Origin of the sequence: Hamadaea sp. (assembly GCF_013362815.1) — a bacterium.
Taxonomy (GTDB): domain Bacteria; phylum Actinomycetota; class Actinomycetes; order Mycobacteriales; family Micromonosporaceae; genus Hamadaea.
Window position 1 is genome coordinate 12423 of record NZ_JABFVK010000104.1, and the last position, 18670, is coordinate 31092.

The 18670-nt window shown below is 69.8% G+C and carries 17 protein-coding genes; 8 read left to right on the forward strand and 9 right to left on the reverse strand.

Annotation, left to right across the window (positions count from 1 at the left end):
* Window positions 1-6: 6 nt before the first annotated feature.
* The 5 genes from HOV77_RS32650 to HOV77_RS32670 are packed head-to-tail and all read right to left on the reverse strand — an operon-like array spanning window position 7 to window position 5164.
* A complete protein-coding gene (locus HOV77_RS32650; RefSeq protein WP_290869579.1) occupies window positions 7-1320 on the reverse strand; it encodes a DUF58 domain-containing protein in 1314 nt (437 codons plus the stop codon).
* Entirely contained in the window at window positions 1317-2315 is a 999-nt protein-coding gene (locus HOV77_RS32655) for a MoxR family ATPase (RefSeq protein ID WP_290869581.1), read from the reverse strand. The genes HOV77_RS32650 and HOV77_RS32655 overlap by 4 nt, the downstream gene beginning before the upstream one ends.
* The gene (locus tag HOV77_RS32660; protein ID WP_290869584.1) at window positions 2308-3696 is read right to left on the reverse strand and encodes a DUF4350 domain-containing protein; all 1389 of its coding nucleotides are present in this window, start codon (window positions 3694-3696) and stop codon (window positions 2308-2310) included. Before HOV77_RS32660 ends, HOV77_RS32655 begins: the two co-directional genes overlap by 8 nt.
* Window positions 3693-4361, reverse strand: a complete 669-nt coding sequence (locus tag HOV77_RS32665) for a DUF4129 domain-containing protein (RefSeq protein ID WP_290869587.1) — start codon at window positions 4359-4361, stop codon at window positions 3693-3695. Before HOV77_RS32665 ends, HOV77_RS32660 begins: the two co-directional genes overlap by 4 nt.
* A complete protein-coding gene (locus tag HOV77_RS32670; RefSeq protein ID WP_290869589.1) occupies window positions 4358-5164 on the reverse strand; it encodes a hypothetical protein in 807 nt (268 codons plus the stop codon). The genes HOV77_RS32665 and HOV77_RS32670 overlap by 4 nt, the downstream gene beginning before the upstream one ends.
* Before the next feature lie 153 nt (window positions 5165-5317).
* On the opposite strand from HOV77_RS32670, the gene mtrA reads away from it, so the two are divergent.
* The 5 genes from mtrA (at window position 5318) to raiA (ending at window position 11243) form a co-directional block, all read left to right on the forward strand.
* On the forward strand, window positions 5318-6007 hold the full coding sequence (mtrA, locus tag HOV77_RS32675; RefSeq protein ID WP_253760207.1) for an MtrAB system response regulator MtrA: 690 nt from the start codon (window positions 5318-5320) through the stop codon (window positions 6005-6007).
* 96 nt (window positions 6008-6103) lie between these two features.
* Complete coding sequence (gene mtrB / locus HOV77_RS32680; protein WP_290869594.1) at window positions 6104-7840, forward strand: MtrAB system histidine kinase MtrB; 1737 nt, start codon at window positions 6104-6106, stop codon at window positions 7838-7840.
* A complete protein-coding gene (locus HOV77_RS32685) occupies window positions 7840-9720 on the forward strand; it encodes a GerMN domain-containing protein (protein WP_290869597.1) in 1881 nt (626 codons plus the stop codon). The genes mtrB and HOV77_RS32685 overlap by 1 nt, the downstream gene beginning before the upstream one ends.
* Window positions 9721-9723: 3 nt before the next feature.
* Window positions 9724-10440, forward strand: coding sequence for a ComF family protein (locus tag HOV77_RS32690; RefSeq protein ID WP_290869599.1), 717 nt, complete (start codon window positions 9724-9726; stop codon window positions 10438-10440).
* Between the two features lie 200 nt (window positions 10441-10640).
* The gene (gene raiA, locus HOV77_RS32695; protein WP_290869602.1) at window positions 10641-11243 is read left to right on the forward strand and encodes a ribosome-associated translation inhibitor RaiA; all 603 of its coding nucleotides are present in this window, start codon (window positions 10641-10643) and stop codon (window positions 11241-11243) included.
* A gap of 183 nt (window positions 11244-11426) precedes the next feature.
* Here the strand turns inward: raiA and HOV77_RS32700 are convergent, their stop codons facing one another.
* Window positions 11427-12536, reverse strand: a complete 1110-nt coding sequence (locus HOV77_RS32700) for a GNAT family N-acetyltransferase (RefSeq protein WP_290869605.1) — start codon at window positions 12534-12536, stop codon at window positions 11427-11429.
* The gene (locus HOV77_RS32705) at window positions 12533-13132 is read right to left on the reverse strand and encodes a GNAT family protein (protein WP_290869608.1); all 600 of its coding nucleotides are present in this window, start codon (window positions 13130-13132) and stop codon (window positions 12533-12535) included. The genes HOV77_RS32700 and HOV77_RS32705 overlap by 4 nt, the downstream gene beginning before the upstream one ends.
* Window positions 13133-13283: 151 nt before the next feature.
* Here HOV77_RS32705 and secA point away from each other — a divergent pair, with 151 nt between their 5' ends.
* Window positions 13284-16133 carry a preprotein translocase subunit SecA gene (gene secA, locus HOV77_RS32710; RefSeq protein WP_290869611.1) on the forward strand — a complete coding sequence of 950 codons (2850 nt, stop codon included), beginning with the start codon at window positions 13284-13286 and terminating at the stop codon, window positions 16131-16133.
* 49 nt (window positions 16134-16182) lie between these two features.
* On the opposite strand, the gene HOV77_RS32715 is transcribed toward secA, so the two are convergent.
* Window positions 16183-16689: a hypothetical protein gene (locus HOV77_RS32715; RefSeq protein WP_290869708.1), complete on the reverse strand. Its 507-nt coding sequence runs from the start codon at window positions 16687-16689 to the stop codon at window positions 16183-16185.
* Window positions 16690-16822: 133 nt separating this feature from the next.
* Here HOV77_RS32715 and HOV77_RS32720 point away from each other — a divergent pair, with 133 nt between their 5' ends.
* Both HOV77_RS32720 and HOV77_RS32725 read left to right on the forward strand, forming a co-directional pair.
* Complete coding sequence (locus HOV77_RS32720; RefSeq protein WP_290869614.1) at window positions 16823-17071, forward strand: helix-turn-helix domain-containing protein; 249 nt, start codon at window positions 16823-16825, stop codon at window positions 17069-17071.
* 54 nt (window positions 17072-17125) lie between these two features.
* Window positions 17126-17608, forward strand: a complete 483-nt coding sequence (locus HOV77_RS32725; RefSeq protein WP_290869617.1) for an Rv3235 family protein — start codon at window positions 17126-17128, stop codon at window positions 17606-17608.
* Between the two features lie 34 nt (window positions 17609-17642).
* On the opposite strand, the gene HOV77_RS32730 is transcribed toward HOV77_RS32725, so the two are convergent.
* Entirely contained in the window at window positions 17643-18560 is a 918-nt protein-coding gene (locus HOV77_RS32730; RefSeq protein WP_290869620.1) for a hypothetical protein, read from the reverse strand.
* Window positions 18561-18670 lie beyond the last annotated feature (110 nt).

Genomic DNA, 18670 nt, shown 5'->3' on the forward strand with positions numbered 1-18670 from the left:
AACGCATCAGAGGCGGCCGGTTGCTTTGAGCTCCAGGTAGACGTCGGTGACGCGGGAGGGGAACACATCCGCCGGCGCGTCGAGGACCCGTACGCCGTGCCGGGTGAGCGAGCGGACGACGCGGTCGCGGTCCTCTTTCGCCCGGAGCCCGGCGACCCGGCGGTAGACGGAGGTGGCGTCGGCCGGCGCCGTCGCGACGAGTTCGCCGATGACCGGATCGTGCAGCGCCGCGACCAGGACGGTATGCCGGGCCGCCAACCGGGGCAGCACCGGCAGCAGGCCTTCGCCGAGCGCACCGGGTTCCAGCGCGGTGAACAACACGATGAGACTGCGTTTGCGCTCGGTACGCAGAACCTCGCTGATCACGAGTTCGAAGTCGGTCTCGGCGGTCGCCGGATGCAGGGGAGCGAGTGCGTCGACGAGCCGGGGCAGCAGCGTACGCCCGGTCGACCGGGTCACCTGGGCGCGTACCCGTTCGTCGGCGGCGATGAGATCCACCTGGTCGCCGGCATGCTGGGCGACCGCGGCGAGCAGCAGCGCCGCCTCGATGGCGTGTTCGATGCGGGGTTCGTCGCCGATGCGCACCGCGCTGGTGCGGCCCGTGTCGAGGACGCAGACGACCCGGCGGGAGCGCTCCGGCCGCCAAGTACGCACGACGACGTCATTGCGGCGGGCGGTGGCGCGCCAGTCGATCGATCGGACGTCGTCGCCGACGACGTATTCGCGCAACGCGTCGAACTCCGTGCCTTGGCCGCGCCCGCGAATCGCGGTCGCCCCGTCGAGCGTACGCAGCTTGGAAAGCTTCTCCGGCAAGTGTTTGCGCGATTCGAACCGCGGCAGTACGCGTACCGTCCAAGGTGGAGTCATCGCGTCGGCCTGCGCGTGGCGTACCTGTCGGAAGGCGAAACCCATCGGACCGTAAGACCGGAGTGTGACGCGGACCGCTGGGCGGTCACCGCGGCGAGTGGGCGCGATCGCGGTCGTGACCACCGCGGTGGCCTGCTCCGGCAGCTCGACGCGGTGCGAGTAGGGCGTGGCGCCCGTCGACGGCGCCCACGCGTCGCGGACGTCGAGCCGGTACGCGTCGCCGGTGGGATTGTGCAGCGTGAGCTGGACCTCGCCGGTCTCGCCCAGCCGCAGTACCTTGGTGCCGGACCGGCCGAGCCGGACCGCGCTCGGATCGGGCGTGAGCAGCACATCCAGCACACAGACGGCGGCGACCACTCCGGCGATGCCGAGCAGGGCCAGCCAGGGCCAGGGCCAGATCCACACAGTGGACAGACCCAGCCCGAACAACAGCGCCGGCCGCCAGGTGATCATCGCGGCGTCGGCACTCCGGCGAGGACGGTGTCGAGCACCGCGTCCGGGGTGACGCCTTCCAGCTCGGCCTCCGGCCGCAACCGCAGCCGGTGCCGGAGGGTCGGCCGGGCCATGATCTTGACGTCGTCGGGGGTGACGAAGTCGCGGCCGGACAGCCAGGCCCAGGCCTTGGCCGTGTTCAGCAGGCTGGTCGCACCACGCGGCGACGCGCCCAGCTCGACGCTGGCCGTCACCCGCGTGGCGCGGCACAGGTCCACGAGATACGCGAGTACGCCGTCCGCAACCGTCACCTTGCGCACGGCGTCGCGAGCGCCGGCCAGATCGCCCGCACCTGCCACCGGGCTGAGCCCGGCCGCGCCGAGATCCCGCGGGTCGAAGCCGAGGTGGTGGTTGCGCACGACACCCAGCTCTTCATCGCGGGTGGGCAGCGGGACGGTCAGCTTGAGCAGGAACCGGTCCAGCTGAGCCTCGGGCAGCGGATAGGTGCCCTCGTGCTCGATCGGATTCTGCGTCGCCGCGACGAGGAAGGGATCGGGCAGCTTCCGGGCGAGGCCGTCGACCGAGACTTGCCGTTCCTCCATCACCTCCATCATCGCGGCCTGCGTCTTGGGCGGCGTGCGGTTGATCTCGTCCGCCAGCAGGAGGTTGGTGAAGACCGGCCCCTCGCGGAACTGGAAGTTCGCGCCGCGCGGGTCGTAGATCAGCGAGCCGGTGACGTCGCCGGGCATCAAGTCGGGGGTGAACTGAACCCGCTTGAAGTCCAGCGACAACGCCGCGGCGAACGACCGGACCAGCAGCGTCTTGGCCACGCCGGGCGGACCCTCCAGCAGCACGTGCCCGCCGCAGAGCAGCGCGATCGCGAGCCCGGCGACGGTGCCGTCCTGCCCGACGACGGCCTTGCCGACCTCACCGCGCAACCGCGCGAAGGCGGCGCGGGCGGTGTCGACCGGCGCGGCGGGCTCGGCGGCCGGCGCGGTGCTGTTCAGCTCAACCACGGTTCTCTCCTCGGGGTGGTGCGGTCACCAAGGCCAGCAGGGCGTCGAGCCGGGCGGCCAACGCCACCAGGTCGGCGTCCTTCTTGGGCAAGTCGTCGGCCAGAACGGCCAGGTAGTCGGCCGGATCGCCGCCGTGCTGAGCGGCGATCGCGGCGGCGAGCTCGTCCGCCTCGGCGGTCGGCGGCAATCCGACGGCGACCGCGATCTGCGGGCCGACCGTACGCCGGAGGGTCTGCGCGCCACTCAGCATGGCCCCGGCCCGCTGGTAGAGGCGGGCGCGCCCGAGCACCGTCTCGGCTCCGCGTACGCGGAACGGCAGTGGCTCGGGGACGGGCGGGCCGAGTCGCCGGGCGGCAGCGACCGCGAGCAGCACTACGAGAACGGCCAGGCCGGCCAGGGTCGCCCAGAACCAGGGCGGAAGCGCGTCGAACAGGCTCGGCGGATCAGGCTGGGCCGCGCCGCCCTGGGGCTGGCCGGACGGCTCGCCGGAACCCTGCTGGGTCTGCCCCGAACCTTCACCGCTGCCCTCACCCGTGCCCGAGCCGCTACCCGAGCCGGTGCCATCGCCATAGCCGGAGCCTCCGGGGGCCAGTGAAGGCGGTACGCCGTCCGTGCCGGGCGACGCGTTCGGGTCGACCTTCGGGCCGGGTTCGGTCTCGTGCACGTCCAGCCAGACGAGTTTCGGCTGCTGAGCGAGGAGACCGAGGGCGAAGCCGAAGTTGTCGTACTCGTCGATCCGGTCGTTGCGGAACGGATCGGCCGAGCCGACGGTGAGGAACTCGGTGCTGTTCCAGCGGACTTCGACTACGCCCTGCTCATAACAGAAGCGTCCGGCGTCCACGGGGGCGTACGCCGAATGCAGCGCCGCCGCCAAGCCGCTGTTCGCCAGTCCGGTGATCGCGCAACCGCCGCCGGCCGCCACGACAGCGGTGGCCCAGCGACGGCCGACCTGTTCGACGGGGGCACCGGCCCGGGTGAGCACGCCGGTGTCCGGCTCGATCAGGACCACCCGGGTCGACGACGGCATCGAACGCAGCATTCGCAGGTAGTCGCGGTGCATCAGCTCGGGCAGCGGAATCAGCAAGGTCGCGTTCCCCTGGTACGCCGACAGCAGCGCGTCGGAGGTGCGCGTCTGCCGCTCTATGCGTACGCCCTTGGCGGTGAGCCGGTCGGCGAGGGTGGCCGAGCCGAGCGCGGCCGAGCTGACCGGGGAGAGGAAGGCGGGATCGTCGGTGTCCGGCTCGTTCAGCAGGTGGAAGACCAACGTGGCCACGACGAGCGCCAGCACGACGCCGAACGGAATCGCGATCCGGTGCCACCGGCGCTTCTTCTTCACCGGCGAAGTGACCGCCGGTGCGGGCTCGGTGAGAACGGCCGTCATCGGGGTGCCACCAAGCTCGGCGGGGCGGTCGGCGTCACCTGGGTCGGCGGGGCGGTCAAAGCCTGGTGGACGTCGTCGGCGAGCGTACGCATCTGGTCGTCGTGCGCTGCGGTGGCCGGGCGTTCGGCGTACCAGACCTCGCTGAACAGGGAAGTCGCCGTCCGCAGCGAACCGTCGACCCGGGGCCGGGCCGATCCGGCCGCCCGGGCCAGTTCGGTCACCGTCCACCCGGGACGGTTGTCGATCACGCCGTGCTGGACGAGGTCACGAACGGCCGACCGGTACCGCTCGCGCAGGGCCTCGGCGTACCGGCCTTCGGCGGCGAGCCGGTCGGCCAGCGTCTGATAGACGGCGGGCGGCACTTCAGGCAGCTCCTCCTCGGACGCGATCAGCTCCTCGATCTGCTGCTCGACCGTCTCCGTGACGGTCTTGCGCTTGCGCCGCCAGGGCCAGCGCAGCTTCGGCCGCCGCCAGCCAAGACGCCACTTGGGCCGGCGCAACCGCCACCGCCGCCGTTCGCCTCGGCGACGCCGGGGCAGCCAGGCCGGATAGAAGTACCAGAGCAACGCGACCACGGTGGCCAACGCGAACAGGATCAACAGGATCAGCGGCAACGACAGGATGTCGCCCAGCGCGGCGACGAACTCCGTCCAGCTCCGGCTCATCGCGTCACCACCAGATGCTGCGGCGTCAGCGGCCCCGGCACGCGGGCCAGCGCAATGTCGAGCCCCTCGGTGCGAATCCGCGTCTCCAGCTGCAACACCGCGTCCAGACTCGCGAGGTTCGCGTACGCGACGGTGTTGACCAGGGCGAAACAGGCTGCAGCCGCCCACGGTCCGCCGATGCCGACCAGGTCGAGCGCGCTCACGGCGCCGAACCCGAACCCCAGCCGCAATAACAGCCAGGCGGCGTACCCCAGAAGGCGGATCACGGCCGCGCGGCCGCCCACTCTCAGCACCAGCTTGACGCCGCGACCCAAGGCCCGCAGTGGTCCGACTCCGTCGATCACCAACGTCGCCACGGCCAATCCCATCAACGGGTACGCCGGAAGCCAACCCAGGGGCAGCAGAGTGAGGACGAAGGTCACGACGAAGGTCAGGAGCACGAGGAGCGCCGCCGAGCCGACGCCCCGCCGCCGAAGCAGGTCACGCGCCCGCAGCGGTACGCCGACCGCCGTCGCCGCGACCGCCCGGGCGGCCGGTACGCCCAGCAGGGCGATGATGGCCGACTCCACCCCGGTGCCGAGAGCCACCCCGAGCCAGGCCGGCCCGACGATGTCGCCGATCCAGGGGAAGATCGAACCGCCGAAGAACGTCTCGCGTACCCACACCATCACCAGCTGCTCCACGACGGCCAGCCCGAAGGCGAGCGGCAGCAGCACCCGGCCGGCGCCACGGGTCACCTCCATGGCGGCGTCCAGGAGTTCACCCGTCGTCAACGGGCGAAGCGGGAGGGAGGGGGAGCGCACGGCGGACATCGTGGCACGATGGCGCCAATCGTGGGGACCGGCACAGGTCTTCTGGGCGAAATGCCGGAAAATCCGGGGTATTCCGTTCGGCCGACACGGAAGATCCGCTCGGCGGCTGCGGGATTTCCGGCGCGTGGTGCAATATTGGACGCCATGAGACCCCGGGTCCTGGTAGTCGACGACGATCCCGCACTGGCCGAGATGCTCGGCATCGTGTTGCGCAGTGAGGGATTCCTGCCCGCCTTCGTAGCCGACGGCGAGCGGGCGCTCGCTGCGTTCCGCGAGGCCCGGCCCGACATCGTGCTGCTGGACCTGATGCTGCCCGGGATGAGCGGCATCGACGTCTGCCGGGCGATCCGGGCCGAGTCGGGGATCCCGATCGTGATGCTGACCGCCAAGAGCGACACCGTCGACGTGGTCCTCGGCCTGGAGTCCGGCGCCGACGACTACGTCGTCAAGCCGTTCAAGCCGAAGGAGCTGGTCGCCCGCGTCCGGGCGCGGCTGCGCCGCGGTGAGGACTCCGCCCCCGAGCTGCTCACCATCGGCCCGCCCGGCAACCAGATCACCATCGACGTCCCGGCGCACACGGTCACCCGGGACGGCGAAGAGGTCAAGCTGACCCCGCTGGAGTTCGACCTCCTGGTGGCGCTGGCCCGCAAGCCCCGGCAGGTCTTCACCCGCGAGGTGCTGCTGGAGCAGGTCTGGGGCTATCGGCACGCCGCCGACACCCGCCTGGTCAACGTGCACGTGCAGCGGTTGCGTGCCAAGATCGAGCCGGACCCGGAGCGGCCGGAGATCATCCTCACCGTCCGGGGTGTGGGATACAAGGCCGGAACTAGCTGATCGTCCCTTTCGCGGTCTTCCCCTCGCGCGCTACGCGAAGATTCACCCAAATGTCCAGGTGGCTCGGCGCGTAAACGGAACTAGGCTGGGTGCCCCATGGACAACCCCTCCACTCCACCCGAGTCCAGCCCGGCCCAGCAGGTGCGCCGGGCCGTCGTCGTGGGCGTCAAACGGGCGCTGCGGGCGGCCGGTCCGGCCGGGCGGCGTACGGCGCGGGCGCTGACCGCGGCTCACCGGGCTTGGCGGCGGTCGCTTCAGCTGCGGATGGGGTTGATCACGCTCGTCCTGTCGGGGTCGTTGGTCGCCGGATTCGGGCTGCTCGTGGCGGACCGGAACACCACCGCGCAGATCGACGGCGTACGCCAGGCGACCCGGGAGCAGCTGCGCCTGGGCGCGGAGTACGCCCGCGACCAGCTCGCCAACTACCAGTCCCCGGGCTCGGCGGCGGCGAACCAGCAGATCAAGGAGATCGTCAACCAGCTCAAGATCACCCCGGAGCAGGGCGGTGGCGTGGTCGTCGCGATGCTCGACGAGAGCGGCCAGGCGACCGACGCGGTCTACCCGGACAAAGCCCCGGTCGACAATGCGATCAGCTCGGGTTTGCACCGCGAGGTGGCGGTCAACCACAAGGTGGCCAGCCAGATCGTGTCGGCCGACATCGGCCAGAACGGCACCCGCACCTACCTGGTGTACGGCACTCCGGTGCCGACCCGCTGGGGCTATCTGGAGCTCTACTACTTCCAGCCCATGGACAACGCCGAGAGCATCACCAGCGACTTTCGCACCTCGATGGCCCTGCTCGGCTTCTTCCTGGTGGCGTTGCTGGTCCTCGTCGTGATGCTGGTGACCCGGCTGGTCGTCAACCCGATCCGGATCGCCGCCCGCACCGCGCAACGCCTCTCGGCCGGTCTGCTCGACCAGCGGATGGACGTCCGGGGTGAAGACGATCTGGCGATGCTCGCCTCCTCGTTCAACCAGATGGCGGCCAGCCTTCAGCGTCAGATCGTGCGCCTGGAGGAGATGTCCCGCCTGCAACGCCGCTTCACCTCCGACGTCTCCCACGAGCTGCGTACGCCGCTGACCACCGTCCGGATGGCCGCCGACCTGCTGCACAGCGAACGCGACACGTTCGACCCGGCGGTCGCCCGGAGCGCCGAACTGCTGCAGCACGAGCTGGACCGGTTCGAGAACCTGCTGAGCGACCTGCTGGAGATCAGCCGGTTCGACGCGGGGTTCGCCATGCTCGACGCCGAGCCCACCGACCTCGGCCCGATCGTCTTGCGCGTGGTCGACCGGCTGGAGTCGGTTGCTGAGCGCGCCGGTGTCGAGGTCGAGATCGCCGTACCGGAGACACCGGTCATCGCCGAGGTCGACCCGCGCCGGATCGAGCGCGTCCTGCGTAACCTGATCGGCAACGCCGTCGAGCACGCGGAGGGCCGCCCAGTCGTGGTCACCCTCGGCGTGGACGAGCATGCCGCCGCGGTCACCGTGCGCGACCACGGCATCGGGCTGAAACCCGGTGAGGAGAAGCTGGTCTTCAACCGGTTCTGGCGAGCGGACCCGTCCCGGGCCCGGCAGACCGGCGGCACCGGCCTCGGCTTGTCGATCGCGCTGGAAGACGCGCGCCTGCACGGCGGCTGGCTGGAGGCCTGGGGCGAGCCCGGCCAGGGCGCGCAGTTCCGGATCACCCTCCCCGTGCGCGCCGGCGATCGGCTGACCTCGTCGCCGTTGCCGTTGATGCCGTCCGGCACGGTCACCACCGAACTGCTCGACTCCGTTCCGCCGCAGGTTGCGGGACCGTCCGCCCCCGCACACCCCGCCGGAGTCGCCTGATGGATCGCCGTACGCTTCTGCGCCTGGCCGGGCTGGGCGCAGCCGCCGGTGGGCTGAGCGCCTGTGGCATCGCTTCGCACGACGGGATCGTCGTCGACGGCACCGGCCCGGCTCCGATCGGCGGCGCGAGTGACACCCCGGCTCGCCGTCCCACCTGGGGTCCGGGGCTGGACGTGAAGGCGCTCATCCGGGACTTCTTCCACCAGCCCGCCGGCGACGACGGCCCCGATCAGGCCCGCGCCCGGTGCCGGGCGTATCTGGGCGGGGAGATCGCGCCGACCTGGCGGCCGGGAAACGAGATCACCGTCATCTGGCTCGATCAGGACCAGTTGGACGCCGTGATCCCGACGGTCAACCTCGACTCCCTGGTGGTCCCGATCGAGTTCTACGGGCTCGGCCGGCTGACCGCGAAGGGGCTCACACCGCTGCCGGCCACCCGGCCGATCACGGCGGACGTCTGGGTGACACCGCGTACGCCGAACGGCAACGACTTCGTGATCACGAAGATCCAATACAAGGGCAACAACAACAACGCCGCCGACGTCGAGGGGACGATGCTGCTGTCCTCGTTCGCGTTGTCGCAGCTCTACGACTATCGGGAGCTCTACTTCTTCTCGGCGACGGCTACGAAGGAACTCGTCCCCGACGCCCGCTACGTGTACAAGTCGCCGGACACCTTGTCGCCCCGGAAGGCGATCGAACTCCTCGCGGCCGGCCCGTCGGACTGGCTCGCGAACATCGTCAACCAGCCGATCGACATGAAGCTCAAGGACACGCCGACCACGGACGGCGGCAAGATCGTGGTGAATCTGAACCAGTTCGACGGCAAGGAGCCTGAGGTCTTCGATCCGCTGGTCGCCCAGCTGAGCTGGACGCTCCTGCCCGAGGTCAAGACGATCACGACGCGGGACAGCTCGCCGATCCAGATCAAGGTCGAGAGCGTCGTCAAGGCGGAGGCGGGCAAGCCCTACAAGGCGTACAACGTCGCTGCGGCAAGGCATCCAGCCGAGCGCATGTTCGCCGTCGCCGACGGCAGGGTACGCCGGATCCGGCTAGGCGAACCGGTCGAGCCGGCGGTCACCTTCCTCGACGGGACCACGCCGAATCAGAACCAGGGCATCGAGTGGGCCGCCTGCCTGGCCGACACCAAGGATCCGAAGGAGATCAGCACGATCGCCGTCGTCCGCCGAGAGGGCAGCCGGCCGAAGCTCATCGTCTATCCCCGGACAGATGCGTCGTCCGAGGGCCGGCAGATCAAGTTCGCCACCACGCCCGAGACCGTGCTGCGGCCCATCTTCATCGATCGCGAGACGCTGCTCGCGGTCGCGGACGGCTCGCTCTACCAGGTCCGGACGACGGTCGACGCCGATCCGCGGCGGATCACGATTCCGTCGGTATCCAGTCCGATCACGGCCTTCGCGTTGTCGCCGGAGCGCCGACGGCTGGCCGTGGTCACCGCCAAGGGGTTGTTCATGGTCGCGCTGAGCCGCGAGCTCGAAGGCGACAAGATCACTGCGGCGGGCGTACGCCGAGTGCCCACCGTGCCGAGCAACCTGACCGGCGTCGGGTTCACCGCCGAGTCCTGGCTGGCCGTCTCGGGTTTCTACCGCGGCAACGCCGGGATCATGGAGATCTCGCTGGACGGCGGCATCATCGGCCGGTCCGGCGGACAGCCCTGGCTGAAGTATCAGGGCTTCCCGTCGATCACCTCGCTCATGGCGTACGCGGACAACCCGGACCCCGAGCGCGAGACGAAGCTCGGCCGGGTCGTCTACACCGCGAACAGCAGCGCCTATGAGGTCCCGACGACCTCGTTGTCGGCCGACGTCGTCGGGACGAAGCCCGAGGGCAAAGTGATCAACCCGTTCTTCCTGGAGTGACGCATGCGGGCGTACGAGGCACTGGCGGACCTGATCCTGCCGACCTCGTGCGCCGGTTGCGCCGTTTCCGGGGTCTCCCTGCGAAGCGGGGTATGCGCTGATTGCGTCGCCGCCGTGGCGGCCATGCGACCGCGGGAAACCCGGCCGACCCCCGCACCGGACGGGTTGCCGCTGTGCGTCAGTCTCGGTTCGTACGCCGACCCGTTGCGCTCGATGATCGTGAACTACAAGGACCGGAATCGCCATCGGCTGGCCAAGCCGCTCGGCGCGCTGCTCGGGGCGGTCGTGGCCGAGGTGGCCGCCCGGCGCCCGGTGCTGCTGATCCCGGTGCCCGACACGCCGGGCGCGGCCCGTGAACGGCACGGCGACCACATGGCCCGGCTGACCCGGATCGCCGCCCGGCGGCTGCGCGCTGCGGGAACGGCCGCCCTGATCGCGTACCCCTTGAAGGCGATGCCCCGCGCGGACTCGACGCATCTGTCCGCCGCGGACCGCGCGAGGACGGCGCGGGACGCGTTCGCGGTACGCCCGGCGCGAGTGACCGGTCTGCGCGCGGTGGCCCGCGGCCGATTGATCTTCGTGGTCGACGACGTACTGACCACCGGATCGACGCTCGCCGTGATCTCCGAACGCCTTGCCGAGACAGGTGTCGAGGTGGCGGCGGGGGTGACATTGGCGGCCACCGAACTCCGGCGCGACGTTCCCATTCACGGCGTATGAGAGGTGCCGACCCGAACGGGCGAATCCGAGTAAAACGGTCTTGAGACAAAGGATGACGATCGGGCGACGAACGGCTAGCGTCAGAGTCCAGAGCAGTTCCACCCGAGAGGGTGAGGGACCAGCGGGAGGGGTTTAGAGCACATCGCCCCGAGCGCGTGGACGCCGGGGCGCCACCACAGGTAGACCGTGGGAGGTCAGGCGTGGACATCGTCGTCAAGGGACGCAACGTCGAGGTGCCCGATCACTACCGGGTGCATGTCGCCGACAAGCTGAGCAAGGTCGAGCGGTATGACCAGAAGATCCAGCGAATCGATGTCGAACTATTCCACGAGCGCAATCCCCGTCAGGTGGAGCGCTGCCAGCATGTCGAGATCACGTGTGTGAGCCGGGGGCCGGTCGTGCGGGCCGAGGCGATCTCGGGAGACTTCTACAGCGCGCTGGACCTCGCGAGCACCAAGCTGGAGCAGCGCCTGCGCCGGGCGGCCGACCGCCGCCGCGTGCATCGCGGACGACGCGCGCCGGTCTCGGTCGCCGCCGCGACCGCCGGGCTCGCCTTCGCCGAGCCGCCGCCGATGGAGTCAGCCGTTCTCGAGGAATCCATCGACAAGAACGACGACGAACCGTGGACCATCGTGCGCGAGAAGGAGTTCTCCTCCGAGCCGATGACGATCGACGACGCCCTGTACCAGATGGAGCTGGTCGGGCACGACTTCTTCCTCTTCAACGACAAGGAGACGGGTCGCCCGAGCGTCGTGTACCGCCGTAAGGCCTACGACTACGGCGTGATCACGCTCGCGCCCTGACTTCTTCGCTCCGCCCGCTACGCGTCGCCCCGCGCCATGGCGCGAGGCGACGCTGTTCGCGTTAGCGTTGCCCTTTCGCGTTGCCGAATTGTCCGAATTTCATGATCAGCGGAAAATTCGCGGTGCCATGACCCCACATTTTCTCCGTTGATCTCCGCCAAGGACGGCGGGTTGGCGCGGGCGTCAGGGCAGGCGTACCCACTGAATGTCGTCGATCCGGGTCCCGTCCGGGCCGGGCAGCCGGTGTCGCATGAGCGCTTCCCGTTCGAAGCCGGCCCGTTGCAGCACCTTCTGCGAAGCTTCGTTGCGGGTGTCGGTTCCGGCGATCACCCGGGCGACTCCGGCGTACTCGAAGGCCCAGCGCGCGACCAGATCGGCGGCCCGGGTGGCGAACCCCCGGCCGCGGAACTCCCGGCGCAGGCTGTAACCGATCATGCCCTCCTGGAGTGAACGCATGAAGTAGTAGAAGCCGATGTCTCCGGCGAACTCCCCGGTCTCGGCGTCGAGGATGGTCATGTCGGCACGGTCGCCGGCCAGCCAGAGCGCCCCGACCCGGGCGGCCCGAGCGGTCAGGTTCTCCAAGGTGAGCGTGGTGTCGCCGAAGTTCGTCTCGGCCACCTCCGGCAGCGAGAACAGCTCGAACAGGTCGGCGGCGTCCTGCGTACGCTGCGGGCGGAGGGTCACCACTCCGTCGGAGAGCTGCCCGCCTGGCAACGGTGGCAAGCCGGGCGCGATCGGGTCGCCGCTGTCGGCCGCGAGGCGTACGAACGTGATCAGGTCGTGGCGTCCGCCGTCGCGGCCGGGGGCGGCCGATCGGCGTACGCCTTCGCGGCGGAAACCGGAAGCCAGCGCCACCTTCTGCGAACCGACGTTCTCCCACTCGGTGCACAACTCGATGCGGGCCAGCCCGGCCTCGAACACAGCGGCCGCCAATGCGCGTACGGCGGTGGTTGCAACGCCGCGGCCGCGTGCCTGGGGAGCCACCCAATAGCCGGTCTCGGCCTGCGCCCGGTCGGCCTGGCAGCGCTGCAGACTCACCGCGCCGAGCAGATCCCCGGTACGCCGGTCGGTGACGACGTACCGCACGCCGCCCGCCGCGATCAGCTGGGCGTTGCTCTCCGGCGCGGCCCAGTCCGCGGCGAACTCCGTCGTCATGGGGACGGGCACGTTCGGGAGGAAGCGCACGGCCTCGGGGTTGTCGAGCGCCCGCCCGACCGCCGGGGCGTCGTCGAGCCGGGGGTGACGCAGAACCAGGTCGTCGGCCTCGATGACGTCAGGGTACGCAAAAGTCACGCGATTACCTCCACCGTGGCGTCGACGGGCAGGTCGGCCGGGAGGAGAGAGGCGATCCACTCGTCGACCCGGCGACCGTCCTTGCTCCCGTACGCCCGCAGCGTCCCCTCGAAGGTGAAGCCGGCCTTCTCGGCGACCCGGCGGCTGGCGACGTTGCCGACGTGGGCCTTCCACTCGACCCGTTCCAGTCCCAGGTGCAGCAGTCCGTAGGCGGCGGCCGTCCGCAACGCGGCCGTCATGTAGCCCTTGCCGCGAGCGTCCGGGCCGGTCAGGAAGCCGACGTCGGCGATCTTCGGATCGGCCGCCAGCACCCGAAGGTCGATCTGGGCGGCGTACGCCCCGGCGGCGTCGGTGACGACCCAGGTGGCGCCCTGCTCCCGGGCCCACCAGCCCGGGGCGTAGTCGGTGACGAAGCCGACGGCGCGGTCGCGGTCGTAGGCGGCGGACAAGGTGGTCCAGCGCTGACTCTCGGGGTCGGTGCAGGCGGCGAAGATCGCGTCTACGTCGCGCATCTCGGCCGGCCGCAGCAGGATCTTCTCGCCACGGTCGGTGACCGCGCCGAGAACGGGTTGTGGCTGGTCGTAGGGGCTGCTCATGGGTCGAGTCTGCCAGCTCGGGCAAGCCGATAAGTCTGTGCCCAGACGCGAGGTTTATGCCGCTTTAGGGGCACCCGGCCGGGCGGGGGTGGGTGAACGGCGAAACTCCGCCTAGGATGGGTCGGCAGACCATATAGGGGAGCGCTGACCCGTGTCGATTTTTGAGAAGATCCTCCGCGCCGGCGAGGGTCGCATGGTTCGCCGCCTTCAGGCGATCGCGACGGCCGTCAACTCGATTGAGGAGAACTACACCGACCTCACCGATGACGAGCTGCGCGACCTGACGGTCCAGTACCGAGAGCGGCTGGCGGACGGCGAAACCCTCGACGACCTGCTGCCGGAGGCGTTCGCCACGGTACGGGAGGCCGCTCGCCGGGTTCTGCACAAGCGTCACTACGACGTGCAGATCATGGGTGGGGCGGCCCTGCACTTCGGCAACATCGCCGAGATGAAGACCGGTGAGGGCAAGACGCAGACCGCGCTGCTCCCGGCGTACCTGAACGCTCTGTCGGGCAAGGGCGTGCACATCATCACGGTGAACGACTACCTCGCCCAGCGTGACGCCGAGTGGATGGGCCGCGTGCACCGCTTCCTCGGCCTGACCGTCGGCGTGATCCTGCCGAACCGGCCCGCTGCCGAGCACCGCGCCGCGTACGAGTGCGACATCACCTACGGCACCAACAACGAGTTCGGCTTCGACTACCTGCGCGACAACATGTCGTGGTCGCAGGACGAACTCGTGCAGCGAGGCCACAACTTCGCGATCGTGGACGAGGTCGACTCGATCCTCATCGACGAGGCGCGGACGCCGCTGATCATCTCCGGCCCGGCCGAGCAGTCCGCCCGGTGGTACCAGGAGTTCTCGAAGGTCGTCGCCCGGCTGGAGCGCGGCGTCGACGGCGAGGGCGACTACGAGGTCGACGAGTCCAAGCGGACGGTCGCGATCACCGAGCGCGGCATCGGCCGCGTCGAGGACCGCCTCGGCATCGACAACCTCTACGAGTCGGTGAACACCCCGCTGGTCGGTTACCTCAACAACGCGATCAAGGCCAAGGAGCTCTACAAGCGGGACAAGGACTACATCGTCAACGACGGCGAGGTCCTGATCGTCGACGAGTTCACCGGCCGTATCCTGCACGGCCGCCGGTACAACGAGGGCATGCACCAGGCGATCGAGGCGAAGGAAAACGTCGAGATCAAGCAGGAGAACCAGACCCTCGCGACGATCACCCTCCAGAACTACTTCCGCCTTTACGAGAAGCTCTCCGGCATGACCGGTACGGCGCAGACCGAGGCGGCCGAGTTCAACAAGGTCTACAACGTCGGCGTGGTCTCGATCCCGACCCACCGCCCGATGGTCCGCAAGGACCAGCCCGACGTCATCTACAAGTCGGAGAAGGCGAAGTTCGAGGCGGTCGTCGAGGACATCGCGGAGCGGCACGACAAGGGCCAGCCGGTCCTGGTCGGCACGGTCTCCGTGGAGAACTCCGAGATCCTCTCCCAGATGCTGCGCCGCCGCGGCGTACCGCACTCGGTCCTGAACGCGAAGTACCACGCGAAGGAAGCCGAGATCGTGGCGCAGGCCGGTCGGCGGGGCGCCGTCACCGTCGCGACCAACATGGCGGGTCGAGGCACCGACGTCCTGCTCGGCGGTAACCCCGAGTTCCTCGCCGCAGCCGAACTTCGTCAGCGTGGTCTGACGGAGGAGGAGAGCGGCGACGAGTACTACAAGGCTCTCGAGGAGATCCTCCCGGTGTGGGAGGAGACCTGCGCGCGGGAGGCCGAGGAAGTCGCCGACGCCGGTGGCCTCTACGTCCTGGGCACCGAGCGACACGAGTCCCGCCGTATCGACAACCAGCTGCGCGGCCGGTCCGGCCGGCAGGGCGACCCGGGCGAGTCCCGGTTCTACCTGTCGTTGCAGGACGAGCTGATGCGCCGGTTCCGGTCGGGCGCGGTCGAGGCGGTCATGGACCGGCTGGGCCTGCCGGACGACGTGCCGATCGAGTCCAAGATGGTCAGTCGGCAGATCAAGGGCGCGCAGACGCAGATCGAGGCGCAGAACGCCGAGATCCGGAAGAACGTCCTCAAGTACGACGAGGTCATGAACAAGCAGCGCCAGGTGGTCTACGCCGAGCGCAAGCGGGTCCTCGACGGCGAGGATCTGCACGAGCAGATCCAGAACATGCTCGACGACACCGTCACGGCTTACGTCCAAGGCGCGACCGCCGAGGGATACGCCGACGACTGGGACCTCGAGCAGCTCTGGGCCAGCCTCAAGCAGCTCTACCCGGTCGGGATCACCATCGACGAGCTGGTGGAGGAGTCGGGCGGCGAGCGGTCCAACCTCGACTCGGACTTCATGCTGGAGCAGCTGAAGGAAGACATCCACGAGGCGTACGCCAGCCGCGAGGAGCAGCTCGGCACCGAGGCGCTGCGGGAGCTGGAGCGTCAGGTGCTGCTGGCGGTCATCGACCGTAAGTGGCGCGAGCACCTCTACGAGATGGACTACCTCCAGGAAGGCGTCGGTCTGCGGGCGTACGCCCAGCGCGACCCGCTCGTGGAGTACCAGCGTGAAGGCTTCGACATGTTCGCCCAGATGATGGAGGGCATCAAGGAGGAGGCGGTCGGCTTCCTCTTCAACCTCGAAGTCCAGGTGCAGGAAGAGGAGCCGGCGACTCCGGCCGAGCCGGTGCAGCCCGGTCTCGCGGTGCCGCACTTCGAGTCGAACGTCGAGATCAAGGCCAAGGGCCTCGGTGGCAGCTCGCAGCCGCGCAACCTCAGCTACACCTCCCCGACGGAGGGTGGCGGGACCAAGGTGGAGCAGGCTCCGGCGCTGGGTCTCGGCACCGCCGCCGCCCAGGGGCGCAAGCCGTCGCCGCGCGGCGGGGCGAAGACCAAGGCCGCCGTCTCGAACGAATCCGTCGTCGCCACTTCGCGCAACGCGCCCTGCCCGTGCGGCAGCGGCAAGAAGTACAAGCGCTGCCACGGCGCGGCTTCCTGATCGAACACCGGATCGGCCCCTCTCCACTACGGAGGGGGGCCGATCGGCGTCACAGGTCCAGCACGTCGGCCAGTTCGCTGGGGGCGTACCAGAGGAGCTCGTGATCCTCCGCGCCATCCACAGTGAACTGTGCGTCGGGATCGCCCGCGGCTGCCTGGTCGACGACCTCCGCCGCCGCCGCGACCGCCGTCTCGGCGTCCGCGTCGTCGACGTGGATCGCGGCCACGTCGGCCAGCCGCACCGGGCCGGCGAGGTGGATCTCGCTGGAACCGAGATCGCCGTTGACGGGCTGGATCGACCGGCCCGGCACGTCGGCGGAGAGCACCACCCGGCGGCGCACTGCTCCGGCGTCCGCGTGCAGCAGGCGGAGCGCGTCCTGCGCCGCCCGGGTGAATGCGACGTACTCCAGCTCCTCCTCGTCGCCTTCGACGTACCACTCCCGCAGCGCGGGTGTGACCGCGTGCGCCGTCACCGTCGCGACCTCGCCGGCCGTGCGCGCCTGGGCGAGCATCGGCAGCGTCGCCGCCAGGTAGACCCGGACCTTGTCCTCGGCCACCCCTGCCTCCTCCACGTCGTCGGTTACCCCGCTCTTCATACACCCCGGCGCCGCGAGTCGGTGGTGTGACCGGCTTGCATCCTCGCCGTCACGTGGCAAACTTAGGCAAACGCAGGCTGGTGAGGTCATCCGGATGGAACAACGCCGTTTCCTCGAACTCAACGACGTGGCCGAGGAGCTCAACATCTCCTTCGCCCAGGTCTACGCGCTCGTCCGGCGTGGCGATCTGCCCGCGATCAAGATCGGTGGGCGCGGTCAGTGGCGCGTCGAGCGCGGCAAGCTCGAGGATTTCATCACCCGCATGTACGCCGAGACGGCCGATTTCATCCGCGACAATCCATTTGTGGGCGGCGATCTACCGGAGCTTGACAAACCGCGCTAGTCTGTTCACACCACAGGCAAACAGAGGCAACTGAAGCGAACCGGAGGGTCTGCGATGACTTCCGTGCACCGGCTGCTCCCGGCACCGGCCCACGAGCCGCCTTGCGCAGACGAGGTCGCACCCACGACGGGGGCCGTGGCCGTCGCTGCGCCCGAGGAGGCCTTGCCCCTGGCGGCGCTCGTCGGTGCCTCTGGAGTGTGCCAGACCGCCGCGCGCCGCTTCCTCATGCTCTGCCTCGAGGTGTGCCAAGGCTTCCGGCCGAGTGCCCAGCTGGCCCGGATCTGCCGTCCGGCCGAAGCCGTCCAGATCACCGAGGAGATCTCCCGGCTGGCCAAGCGGGTCGGCGAGCTGCGGCCGCGCAACGCCGCCCGGGGGGCCGCCGTCAAGCCGCGCCGCCTGCGGGTGTGCGAGCCGCGCCCGGGCATCGGGGAGGCGGCGGTCGTGCTGAACGCGCACGGCACGGTGATCGCGTTCGCCTTCCGCATCGAGCGGCAGGACGACGGGGCCTGGCTGGCCACCGCCGCCGTGCTGCTCTGAGCGGTTCCGCTCGCGCGTACCGCCGTCACATCGGTCAGGCGGCGGGCTTCTTGATGGTCCGGCCGTAGAGGATCAGGGACACCAGCGCGCCGATGAAGAAGACGACCAGCGCCTGGTTGGTCCGGTTGCCGTTGCCCCAGCCGAAGAGAATCTTGTCGTAGTCGCTGAACTCGGTCGCCATGTCGATCAGCCAGGCCGCCCCGACTCGGGTGAAGATCTCGCTCAGGCCGATGATCAGTCCGGGCAGCGCTCCGGCGAAGGCGTACGCCGCGAAGACGAGCCGGTTGTCCTTCACCTTGATGGGGCCGCTTCGGCGCAGCAGCACGAACGCGACGATCCCGGCGACCAGCCCTTGGACCAGCGCCTCCGTCATGCCGATGTATCCCGAGGCGCTGTACCGGGAGGCGACCGTTCCGTTGTCGCCGAAGAGCTTCAGCAACGGCTCCGAGAAGTGCCCCACGAGATAGCCGAGGACGATCACGGGCAACGTGGCGGTCAGCCCCGTCTGGAGCATCCGGGCCGGCCGTAGCGTGCCGATCCCGCCGCCGAGCAGGGCCGCGACGCCGATCGACGCGGCGACCGCCGTCTCCAGCCCCTGCTGCAACCCATAGCCGAGGAGAACCGTGCCGAACGCGAGCGCTCCGACGCCCAGCCCGGTCCCGAAGCCCGCGATGATCCGCGTACGCCTCCGGACGATTCCGATCGTCACCGCGAACCCGGCGGCGATCCCGGCGAACAACGCCGCCTGGATCAGGGCCGGGAGCGAGAGGGCGGCCGTGCTCAGGGCCACGTCGCCGGTGCTGCCGTGCAGCGTGCCGCGGGCCACGGCCAGGGTGACCGCGAGCCAGACCAGGCCGACGGCCGCGATCGCCGTGGGTACGCCGGTCTTGATCGCGGACGTGTCCTGGGCGCTCGGCGCGGGGGCGCGATCGGCGATGCCGGTCTTGCTCATGGAATCTCCTTGATGAGGGGCGGCCCAAGCGTATCGAGCCGGGCTGAGGGAGACGGATGGTGGTTGTCACAGGGGCCTGCGGGACCCCGTGTCAGGAACGAACGGGCATG

Excerpts from the sequence above, each read along its gene's own strand:
- HOV77_RS32650 (WP_290869579.1), bottom strand. The coding sequence starts at position 1,320 with ATGATCACCTGGCGGCCGGCGCTGTTGTTCGGGCTGGGTCTGTCCACT.
- HOV77_RS32660 (WP_290869584.1), bottom strand. The coding sequence starts at position 3,696 with ATGACGGCCGTTCTCACCGAGCCCGCACCGGCGGTCACTTCGCCGGTG.
- HOV77_RS32665 (WP_290869587.1), bottom strand. The coding sequence starts at position 4,361 with ATGAGCCGGAGCTGGACGGAGTTCGTCGCCGCGCTGGGCGACATCCTG.
- mtrA (WP_253760207.1), top strand. The coding sequence starts at position 5,318 with ATGAGACCCCGGGTCCTGGTAGTCGACGACGATCCCGCACTGGCCGAG.
- mtrB (WP_290869594.1), top strand. The coding sequence starts at position 6,104 with ATGGACAACCCCTCCACTCCACCCGAGTCCAGCCCGGCCCAGCAGGTG.
- HOV77_RS32685 (WP_290869597.1), top strand. The coding sequence starts at position 7,840 with ATGGATCGCCGTACGCTTCTGCGCCTGGCCGGGCTGGGCGCAGCCGCC.
- HOV77_RS32690 (WP_290869599.1), top strand. The coding sequence starts at position 9,724 with ATGCGGGCGTACGAGGCACTGGCGGACCTGATCCTGCCGACCTCGTGC.
- HOV77_RS32705 (WP_290869608.1), bottom strand. The coding sequence starts at position 13,132 with ATGAGCAGCCCCTACGACCAGCCACAACCCGTTCTCGGCGCGGTCACC.
- HOV77_RS32720 (WP_290869614.1), top strand. The coding sequence starts at position 16,823 with ATGGAACAACGCCGTTTCCTCGAACTCAACGACGTGGCCGAGGAGCTC.
- HOV77_RS32725 (WP_290869617.1), top strand. The coding sequence starts at position 17,126 with ATGACTTCCGTGCACCGGCTGCTCCCGGCACCGGCCCACGAGCCGCCT.
- HOV77_RS32730 (WP_290869620.1), bottom strand. The coding sequence starts at position 18,560 with ATGAGCAAGACCGGCATCGCCGATCGCGCCCCCGCGCCGAGCGCCCAG.